Source organism: Ruegeria sp. CH8 (genome assembly GCF_056536985.1).
Genome location: NZ_JBQFQR010000037.1, coordinates 22,248 through 32,867 on the forward strand (window position 1 = coordinate 22,248; position 10,620 = coordinate 32,867).

The 10,620-nt window shown below is 50.7% G+C and carries 8 protein-coding genes; 6 read left to right on the forward strand and 2 right to left on the reverse strand.

The window, feature by feature from the left end; genetic code table 11:
- Positions 1-12: 12 nt before the first annotated feature.
- Together ACR0ER_RS23660 and ACR0ER_RS23665 are read left to right on the forward strand one after the other, a co-directional pair.
- Positions 13-792 (forward strand): sugar phosphate nucleotidyltransferase, encoded by a 780-nt coding sequence (locus ACR0ER_RS23660; protein WP_170336056.1) that lies wholly within the window; start codon positions 13-15, stop codon positions 790-792.
- A 4-nt stretch (positions 793-796) separates the two neighbouring features.
- Positions 797-1,435, forward strand: coding sequence for a PIG-L deacetylase family protein (locus tag ACR0ER_RS23665; RefSeq protein ID WP_480770995.1), 639 nt, complete (start codon positions 797-799; stop codon positions 1,433-1,435).
- A 183-nt stretch (positions 1,436-1,618) separates the two neighbouring features.
- Here ACR0ER_RS23665 and ACR0ER_RS23670 read toward each other — a convergent pair whose 3' ends face one another.
- Together ACR0ER_RS23670 and ACR0ER_RS23675 are read right to left on the reverse strand one after the other, a co-directional pair.
- Positions 1,619-4,024 (reverse strand): polysaccharide lyase domain-containing protein, encoded by a 2,406-nt coding sequence (locus ACR0ER_RS23670; RefSeq protein ID WP_480770996.1) that lies wholly within the window; start codon positions 4,022-4,024, stop codon positions 1,619-1,621.
- A gap of 825 nt (positions 4,025-4,849) precedes the next feature.
- A complete protein-coding gene (locus tag ACR0ER_RS23675; RefSeq protein ID WP_480770997.1) occupies positions 4,850-5,749 on the reverse strand; it encodes a glycosyltransferase family 4 protein in 900 nt (299 codons plus the stop codon).
- A 492-nt stretch (positions 5,750-6,241) separates the two neighbouring features.
- On the opposite strand from ACR0ER_RS23675, the gene ACR0ER_RS23680 reads away from it, so the two are divergent.
- From ACR0ER_RS23680 to ACR0ER_RS23695, 4 genes are all read left to right on the forward strand, one after another.
- Positions 6,242-7,615 carry an O-antigen ligase family protein gene (locus ACR0ER_RS23680; RefSeq protein WP_480770998.1) on the forward strand — a complete coding sequence of 458 codons (1,374 nt, stop codon included), beginning with the start codon at positions 6,242-6,244 and terminating at the stop codon, positions 7,613-7,615.
- A gap of 345 nt (positions 7,616-7,960) precedes the next feature.
- Positions 7,961-8,857, forward strand: a complete 897-nt coding sequence (locus ACR0ER_RS23685) for a glycosyltransferase family 2 protein (RefSeq protein WP_480770999.1) — start codon at positions 7,961-7,963, stop codon at positions 8,855-8,857.
- 440 nt (positions 8,858-9,297) lie between these two features.
- Entirely contained in the window at positions 9,298-10,224 is a 927-nt protein-coding gene (locus ACR0ER_RS23690) for a glycosyltransferase family 2 protein (RefSeq protein WP_480771000.1), read from the forward strand.
- Between the two features lie 212 nt (positions 10,225-10,436).
- Positions 10,437-10,620, forward strand: a 184-nt coding sequence (locus tag ACR0ER_RS23695) for a hypothetical protein (protein WP_480771001.1), incomplete at its 3' end; no start/stop codon positions are given.

The following is a 10,620-nucleotide window of genomic DNA, read 5'->3' on the forward strand; positions in this document are numbered from 1 at the left end:
AAAGGACCAGTTATGAAAGTCGTTTTGTTCTGTGGTGGTCAGGGAACCCGACTGCGGGATTATTCCGATCAGATTCCCAAGCCGCTGGTGCCTGTGGGTGGTCGTCCGATCCTGTGGCACATTATGAAGTACTATGCATCTTACGGGCATAAGGATTTCATCATTTGTCTGGGTTACAAAGGCGAGGCGATTAAGCAGTTCTTCCTGGACTATGACGAGCGGGTGAATAACGACTTCGTCTTCGAGAATGGCGGTGCCAAGATCGACGTTCTGCAAAGCGATATTCAGGACTGGCGCATCACCTTTGTCGACACCGGTCAGAATACCAATATCGGCGGTCGCCTTTTACGCGTGCGCGAGCATCTGGACGGCGAAGAAATGTTTCTGGCCAACTATGCCGACACGCTGACCGATCTTGATCTCGATGCAATGATCCAGGGCTTTTCCGCCACCGATGCGGTCGCCGGTTTCTGTTGTGTAAAACCCCCGTATTCCTTCCATTTGGTGTCTTTCGGCAACGACAGCCGCGTGGCGCAAATCTCGGATGTGAAAGACTCGGGCATGTGGATGAATGGCGGCTATTTTGCCCTGCGCCCCGAGATTTTCGACAATCTGCATGAAGGTGAGGAACTGGTGATCGAAGGCTTCGAACGTCTGGTCGGGCAAAAGCGACTTTATGCGCATCAGCATGAAAGCTTCTGGACCTGTATGGACACGTTCAAGGAAAAGCAGGCGCTGGATGATCGGGTGGCCGCCGGGAATACGCCCTGGCAGGTCTGGAAGGACGACTAAGACGATGCGTGAACTCGGCCTTGGGAAACTCGGCACGGTGCTCTGTCTCGGTGCGCACAGCGACGATATCGAAATCGGTGCGGGCGCAACCATTTTGCGGCTCATCCGCGACAATCCGGATGCCCATATCGTCTGGGTGGTCTGTGCAGCCTCGGGTGTCCGCGGTGAAGAGGCCCGGGCCAGCGCCGAACGCTTTCTGGAAGGTGCGGGATCGTCAGAGATCGTGTTGAAAGACTTCCGTGACGGCCATTTTCCGCATCAATGGGCCGAAGTGAAGGCGTTTCTGGAAACGCTGAAAGTGCACGACCCCGACCTGATCCTGACCCAATACAAGCAGGATCTTCATCAGGATCACCGCATCCTGTCAGAACTGACCTGGAACACGTTCCGCGATCATATGATCCTGGAATATGAGATTCCGAAATGGGATGGTGGCATGGGTTCACCCAACGCCTTCGTCCCCGCCTCTGTTGCGGATACCGACACCAAAATCTCGCTGCTAATGGAGTGTTTCGCCTCTCAGGTGGGTAAGCACTGGTTCGACGACCTGACATTTCGCGGCCTGATGCGGTTGCGCGGTCTGGAGTGCAATGCCCCGGACGCGCTGGCCGAAGCGTTTTATGCCCGGAAGCTTCGATTATGAAAAAGCGGAAAGCGTATTTCTGATCAATATCACAGATACGGTCAGCGCATGTAACAGCCGGTAGCCGTGTGTTGCTATCACAGAAGACAATACACGGCTATCAGAATGATCTGTAAAAAGTAAAGGGCGCCACGGATGTGTTAACTTTACATTCCGTCAGCGCCCTTCGCCTACATTTGCCCCTTAAACCAGGAAGTAGTCATATTCCTGTGGAGCGATGACCTCGTCGAAAATTGCCACGTCCGAGATGGTACCATCCATTCGGTGTTTGAAGCCACTTTCGCCGGCATCGCTGGCCCAACCATTACCGCCGATCTGCAGATATTCGGTGTTTGTTTCCCATGAAGCGTCGAACTCTGCTTCACCAAAGGTATTCCCGTCCAGCGCAGCCAGTACTTCACCATCTCCGAAGCTGAGGAGCAGATCATAATCAGTGTTGGCTTCAATGTCTCCGATACTGAACACCTTAGTGGTCGATTCGTCCTGAAAACGCACATAGAGCGTTCCATTCTTGACGTATGAAGTGAAGTGTCCGCCGTCGCCGTACCCTGAAGCATCCTTTGACACCAGACCATTATAACCTGAAACCCAATCCAGATTGAACGTCAGTGCGACAGTGCCTTCAGAAAGCTCCAGATCCGAGTCATGTTCGAACTCCAAAACATCTTTTCGCCCTGATATTTCGTGATCACCAGCAAGCTGGAAAACCGGGCTCTTGTTGGCACCTGTATCAGGTTCCGGAGTGGGCTCAGGTGCTGGTTCCGGAGTGGGCTCAGGTGCTGGTTCCGGAGTGGGCTCAGGTGCTGGTTCCGGAGTGGGCTCAGGTGCTGGTTCCGGAGCAGGCTCAGGTGCTGGTTCCGGAGTGGGCTCAGGTGCTGGTTCCGGAGCCGCCGCACCGCTTTGAAGGGCTTGCATCACATCGTAAGAGTGGGAACCGCTTACGACTACCACATCCGAAATCGTACCCCCCATTACATGTGTAAATCCGCTTTCGCCGGCACCGCTGGCCCAGCCATTGGCCCCAATCTGCAGATACTCGGTGTTTGTGTCCCAAGAGGCGTCGAACGCCGCTTCGCCAAAGGTATTCCCGTCCAGCGCGGCCATCACTTCGCCATTCCCGAAATTGATCATCAGATCATAATCGGTGTCGGCTTGAATGCCGCCAATGCTGAAGCTTTTGCTGCTTGTTCCGTCCTGGAAGCGCACGTGAAGCGTGCCGTTGTCAACGTAGGCCGTGAAGTGTCCACCGGAACCAAAAAATGAGGCATCTTTTGACAGAATACCATTATAACCCGAGGTGTGATCCAAGTTGAACGTCAGTGCAACCGTGCCCTCAGAAAGCTCCAGGTCCGAATTGTGCTCAATTTCCAGAACGTCTTCCGCGCTCGATATTTTGTGATCACCAGCAAGCCGGAAAACAGGCTCCACTGTCAGGCCGGAATCAGTCTCAGGCGCTGGTTCCGGAGCAGGCTCAGGCGCTGGTTCCGGAGCAGGCTCAGGCGCTGGTTCCGGAGCAGGCTCAGGCGCTGGTTCCGGAGTGGGTTCGGGTATCGGCGTTGAACTGGAACCCTCACCGCTCAACAACTCGCTGAGCCGGTTAAGGGCGCCATACCCTGAACCAAAATCGATCGCTGATCCGGATTGCGGGAGGAAACCCTCCCATGTTGACCCGTCGCCGCCATTTTGGAAGATGTCAGCTTCGTTGTAGTAGTAGAAGTTGTCTGTAGCTTTGGCACCATCCTCGGCAGCTATCTTTTTGACAACATTGCTGTGAATTACAGTACCCGAAGAGTCGCCAGACCTGACCTGAATTGTGCCGCTACCAAGCACCGTGTTGTTGCTGATAACGTTACCCTCAACACCATTGCTGATATAGATTGCGTTGGGCGAGCCTGTATCAATGATGTTTTCTTCGATGGTAATGTTCCGATAGCCACCAGTCGGACCACCTAAGAAGATACCTTGGCCCCAAAGGTTTCCGCTATCTCCGGTGGCCGGGTCGTCATAGATATAGTTGCCTCGGATAACGATGTCATGCGGAGTGCCAGTACCGGTGCTAAACATTTGCAGAGCATCAGTATGTGTGGTGGTGCCATCGTCAAATCTGACAGGAATCTGATCCCAGAGTACGTTGTTCTCGATAACCCCGTCAGACGAGCCACCAATCACTCTCAGCAGATCGTTGGCGACCTCATGGATATAGTTGTTTGACACAACGAAACCGGTAACGGTGTCCAAATTGAGAGTATAGCTGAAGTCATTATTGTTAATGACGACACTCGAAGAGTGCAAAACCTCGCTCCAAGATCCAAGGGAGGAGTTATGCAATTCGATTCCATCGGCGCCTTCAATGGTGAAACGACCATTGACCTTAAGCCCGTCAAGGTTGAGATTCGAACCAGTAATCTTAAGCGCCCCGAAGGTCGCACCCAGATCGTTCTCGGCTTGGATCGTGACATCCCCAGGGAAATCGCGCGTTATGTTGAAGTCACCATAATTACCATCGGCTAACACAATAGTGTCGCCGCTGTTTGCTGACCAAATTGCAGAAGAAAGCTCTGCCGAGTTAGATACTTTGATAGTTGCCATTAGGATCGACATCCCCATTTATGCTCGACATAACAACCCAAACACACCCAGTCCCCACAGATACAGCTGCGGAAAATCATTCAGAGCAAATCGCCCTTCGCATCAGTTTGTGACACTAAATCAAACGCTTAATCAGAAAGAAGGTAGAGTGGTTTTACCTATGCTATCTGATTTACTCGATAACCATTGCCCCATTCGTTTTCATGGGAAGTGGTGTGGTGGTTTTCTATGCCTGCCAGTTTCATCCTACGTTTATTGAACAATCACCTAACATGAAGGTGATTCTGTGACAAATCCGGTTCAATGATGCGGCAATAAGTTGCTCAAAATGAGAAAATACCCGTTAATCAGCAGGTTAATAATAAAAACATACATGCTTAGGTCGAAAGTCCGGCCAGGCTGGATTGAGTACAATTAGGATGTGCCAAATTCCGCCGAACATTGCCAATTGCAGAATATGTTTATCTTTTTCAAGGCATTGTAAGGCAGAAACATGTTGGAAGTCTGCGTCCTATAAATCAGAGAGCGAAATCCACGATTCAATCAACCTATCCCAACCAATGGGATTCTCTGCAACCTAGCTAAAGAATTTCAGAGAAATAAGGCAGCTCATTACTCAATGATCAGGAGTGATATGGCACCGTTTGCACGAATCAACAACAATTTGCCCTAAACATTTTCCATCCGAACCAAATGGGCTTTATTGTCGATGATTTGTGTTGCTTAAAAATGCTGTGGTACGGCCAGCGGTGGGATCGCAAAATATAAGCTCATAAGCATGTGGGCCATACTGGCTCGTTTCTCCTAACCACCCGCAGGGAAGTATCAGAGCCGTAAATGCGCCGCCAATTGGTCGGCACGGCAACCGCCGACTTCAGCCCAGCTATATTTCTGGACAGCAGCATGGCTTCGGATGCCCCAATCACGCATCTCATCTTTGGAGACGGCTAACCGCTTCAAAGCTTCCGCAATACTCTCAGGTTGGGCCGGATCGATCCGGATAACGCAACCAGTCTCTTCGCCCATGCGCCCTTCCCCCATAGGTGAAGCGATAATAGGCAAGCCGTGTGCTGCAGCTTCATAAGTAACAAGCGGATCGCCTTCTTCATAAGAGGGCAAAACAAATATATCTGCCTGCTCATAAAGCGCTTCAACGTTTTTCACGAATCCAAGAACCTTTACATCAAGTCGGTTCAGCAGATCAGCGCAGAGTTGCTGCAGTGCGGGTTCAATCTCGCCAGCAAGCAGCAGTTTCCCCCCAATGCCCGCAATCGTCCAAGCCCTTAACAACTGGTGCAATCCCTTGCGTATGCAGCCATAGCCCACAAACAACACTGTCGGACCGCCATCGGGCACTGCACGCCGGGGCGGCCTAGGAGTGTCAAGCGTAATACCATAACTTGCTCGCAGGACATTTTCCGTTGCAATTGGCGCGTTCTGAAGCGACTGCTCGACACCGGTACTTGGGGCAAAAATCGCGGTAGTCATTGCCAACTTTGCGTTCTCTTCCTGGATTCGATCTTCAGTTATACCGTGCCCTGGTTGCAATCCTTCAGCAGCATATGCAACGTCGAGAATCTCACGAGCAGACTCCATACGCGTGTTGATTCCTTCAGCAACAATAGGCAACCCGCGAGAGCGAACTTCCTCATAAGCCTTGAGCGGTGCTGCTGGCCAAAGATATGCGATATCACCGGAATCGAGTTCGGCAAGGTATCGACGCATGGTTCTTTGCGATCCGATATTTTCTACGAACCGGTAGGGCAGCACAGCGAGTGGACCAGGTAAAGAACTTCGGTACTCGAGACCTGCAAGCTGCGCACGCATCCGGTTGACAAAGAGTGGCCCACATAAATCACGCGTGGCCATACCTTGCAGAAGACGCGTACAGGTATAGCTGGGGCCAACCCCGTCGCATGCCATCGGCAACAAAGTGAGTAGCCTAGTCAAACTGGCTCCGAATGGCTTGGGGAACAAATCCGTTTGCAACGTTTCTCAACATAGAACCCGAAACAATGAATATGATCAGGCAAAATACACAATTGTCGATGCCTGCATATCGGAGGAAGATTGGAGCTAGAAGGAACAGTTTTACTGACAACACGTGTAGATTAGATTAATTAGGCTACAGGGGTACCTTAAAGGCGGTGCATCAAGGTCGGCAAGCGATTCTTGTTGGCAATGCACGGACAGGCACGTCATCTATCAGAGTCTAATATGAACTTAACGACAAAAGTCTCGTCCACCTTGCGCCATGCTCAATCAAACTCTCCCACTACTCTGACCACCAATACGGTCCATGGGTCTATTTGGGTGACGGCCTTCATAATTTCACTTGCTATACCCATTCAAATATATTTGGGTGACATACGTCTCTCATTCTACCGGATTGTGCTGCTTTTCAGCTTCTTTTCCATTTTAGCACATTTGGTTTCCAAGCCGATCCGGCTATGCACCGTTGATATATTGATCATTGCCTTCGCCTTGATGGGAGCGTTGTCGTTGATAGTGACCCGCGCCTCAACCCCCACTGTTGGTATATTTATCCTTGAAACTCTTGGGCCCTATTTCCTTGCGCGTATTTTTATTCGTAATAGCCTGCAATTTTGCGCGATGGTCAAAACACTGACGGCGTGCATCATTGTTACAATCCCTTTTGCCATCTTTGAAAATCTGACCGGCAATCCAATCCTGCTTTCGCTGTTAGGAAAGGTGCTTTCGGTGCTTCCGAACGTTCCGCATGAGCAGCGGCTGGGCTTGGATCGCGCGCAGGTGACGTTCGATCACCCGATTCTCTATGGTGTTTTTTGCTCATTCGGCTTTGCGCTGGCACTATACGCCGCGCGGCCAAGCCCGCCAGAAAAACTATCCATTCTAAGGGCAAGCCTAGTTGGGCTAGCTGCCTTCCTTTCATTGTCCTCCGGCGCACTGGTCGCCGTGGGTTTGCAGGGCATGCTAACTCTGTACGACGTGGTTTTTCGCAAGCTTATGAGACGCTGGATGGTTTTGGCGACAACCGTCGTCATTGTCTTTATTGTCGTAGAGGCCTTTTCAAATCGTAGCGTCGCCCAAATCGCAGTCCCCTATCTGGCACTTAACCCGGGTACTGGATATACTCGCCTACTCGTGAACGATTGGGCTATTTCCGGAATAATGGAACGCCCTTGGTTCGGTTATGGCTTTACTTATTCCTGGCCGGCCCCATGGTGGCTGGTAACAACTTCGATTGACAATTTCTGGCTGGCGATGGCGCTTCGTCACGGGCTACTCACCGTGCTATTGCTAATTGCGGGCATTGCCAGCCTGTTGTTCTCTGTCATCTTCACCCGGCAAATTGACCCATTCGTCAGATCATGTCGGACCGGCTATGTAATAACCGTCATTTCGGTTTGCATGGCTGTCATCTCTGTGCACCTATGGAATTCGACTTATTGCGCTTTCATATTCCTTTTGGGTTGTGGAGTATGGATGACCAAAACTCAGGAGGACTATTCAAATACGACTTCCGAGATTGATCCGCCCCGCCCTCGTCAGCAGGCTTCCAAATTCACCAGATTTGAGAGAACCCATCCGCCTTTGGAGCACCGCTAGGCTCGCAATGCCACGCCCCTTGTTTGCGTTATCCTTTTGGAGCTTGTCCAAGCTAGTCTGTAATAAACTTAAAAAGATTCGAAACTACTTTCATGTTGATTGCTTTTCTCTACAGATTCTCTCCGACATTTTTGGGTTGGGATTAATCATGCAGTATTTGGCACGTTGGTCTTTTTACGTGATAATCGGTCAGGCATATATCTTCTTCTATCCGCGGCAGCTCTGGCTTTTTCAAATAAACCATATCCGACCACCCGACCCATTCAGGACCGGCGTGAAGCCACATAAACAAATTTCGTACCCACGCTTTTGGGGGACACTCTCGATACCAAAAGGACTGGCAGCATGATTGACGTGCCTACCGTTTCCGTAGTGTTGCCGGTATACAATCGCGAGAATCTGGTACGTAGAGCAATCGACAGTGTTCTTGCACAAACCATGACGGACTTCGAGCTTCTGGTCATCGATGACTGCTCAACCGACGCGACCGTTGCGGTCGTCGAAGAGTACGAATCGGACCCACGCGTCCGGCTGCTGCGCAATACCACCAACCTCGGTCCGGCCGGGGCGCGCAATCACGGTATAGAACTCGCCCGTGGCCGTTACATTGCCTTTCAAGACAGCGACGACCGCTGGTTCCCAGAAAAACTCGCAAAACAACTTGAAGCACTTGAACAAGACCCTGATTACCAAGCTTGCTATTGTGGATCGCTCTATTATGCAGAGCGTCAATGCTATTACATTCCGATCCTGCGAACTGAAGTTCCCGAAACCAAAAGTTCAATTAGCGGCGATCTCTCAAGTTCCGTACTCTATGGTAACCCCATCACTCCGCAGGCCCTAATAGTCGAACGCGCCATTTTTGACGACATTGGTAAATTTGATACTTCATTCCAGATCAACGAGGATTGGGAATTAGCGATCCGCCTGGCACAAAAAACTAAGTTTGCCTTCGTTGCCGAACCGCTTGTGGTAATTTACCGTACCCCCAACAGTGTTTCTGCAGACCGGGTGGCGGACACTGCTGTCAGAGCGCGGCTATTGAACGACTACGCCACGCTTTTTGCAAATCATACAGCGTCGCGCGCTTTGCAAAACTACATAATCGGTGGCCTGAGTCTCGAAAGTCACGCTTATGAAGACGCAGTTCGATATTTTCGACGGTCATTTCGCGATGCACCCTCTTTTCGCTGTTTCGTTCAAATTCAACGAGCCCGATTACATGCTCTACTGCGATCATGAGAAATGCTGACCCCAATAGTCTTAACTAGACCTGCACTATTTCTTATACAGACGTCCCGCTCAACAAAACCACGATTAAGTTGATCGCAATGAAGGGACTGGTTTCCTTCTCGGTTTGAACTCTGTCGTGCCCATACCTGAGCTCGTATGCACCAATAAAGTTTTCTTGGATCTTGCTCTGCATTCGTGAACTCCCAAAAAACCCAAAAGAACTTGTGTTGCGGATACCCGTTTCACATTGCTACAAGAAAGCGACGAGGGTCGTGGCCCTTGTTAGAGTGCATATTTTGGCTTTGGACTAAGGTTGAAAGTAGTTTGAATTATTTCTGGTCTAGATACGCATTTAATATTGATCGCTCATCCATCTGTTGCATTGAATCTTGCAGTATAACCAAATTTTCTAAAGCAGATGACACAATCCACGATCACGTTCGAAATCTGTGTACGACATCGTCATGACGCTATGTTCCACCCCGAAGGTCAGCATCGGCATGCCCGTTTACAACGGGGAGCAATTTGTCGCCGAGGCGTTGGAGTCTATCCTTGCGCAGACATTCCCTAACTTCGAGCTTGTGATTTGCGACAACGCCTCGACCGACGCAACCGAAGAAATCTGCCGTCGCTATGCCTCGCAAGATTCGCGCATTCTGTATTTTAGGCATCCTAAAAATATAGGCGCGGCTGGCAACTACAATGGTTGCTTTCAACGAGCGCGGGGCAAATATTTCAAATGGGCCGCGCATGACGACCGGATTGCCCCGGACTTCATCAAAGCCTGCCTTGCGCGACTGGAGGCAGACCATTCTATCGCTGTTGCTTTCGCGCAGATGCGTGAGATCAACGAACTGGGGCAAACAATAAGAGACTACGACGCCCCCATCCTCTGGCAAGGTCACTCACCAGCGGCACGAGTAAAAAGCCTACTCTGTTCACCACCTCACCACACCTATATTCACCGCTGCGTCCCTATTACCGGTCTGATGCGTGTGGAGATGCTTCGCCGGACACGTCTGATAGGCCGCTTTGGCCATGCTGACAAGGTTGCGTTGGTCGAACTGTCACTTCTCGGCGATTTTGCAGAAGTTCAGGAGAGGCTTTTTTTTCGCCGTCAACACCCCGGTGTATCACTAGCGGCCAACACAACGCCAAGAGCGCTGGTCCATTGGTTCGACCCAACGAAACGAGCACGTTTTGTCACGCCACGCAGCCGCCTTTTTCGGGAGTATGTCCATGCCGTGCTGCGAGCTCCGGTTGATACCACTGAAAAGTTGGCTTGCCTAAAATCCCTTACCCATGTGTTTCGTCAGGATTGGCGCATTATGGGCGGAGAGATTAAAAGCGCGTTGAAGAGCATAATTGTCAACTAGATGTGAACTCAATCGTCGTCAGATGTCCGTGGGTGCTATCTCTCCCCCAAGCATTTAAAGCAATAGGCGTGTTTCGAACAAAATAATCGTGATTACCTGAAACGTTTCTTAGATTATGATATAATATCTGCCTGAACGTGGGAGTTGGTCGCCCAGCGTTTCTCTTTTGAACGACAGTGATGTGGATAAATAGTTTCTAGAGTGTGGGAAAGATGAGTTTTTCGGATGATTTCGCGTCTACTGAATTAGCTTCGACTTGGGACATTTTGGGTCCATCGGGGATTTCACATGCGCTTGGGTCAAACGGCAGTGATGCGTTTCTGACCTTGTCGACGCCTGCGGGTGATTATGATGTTTATGGCGAGAACCGAGGGGCGCGGTTGCTGCAGACCGTGG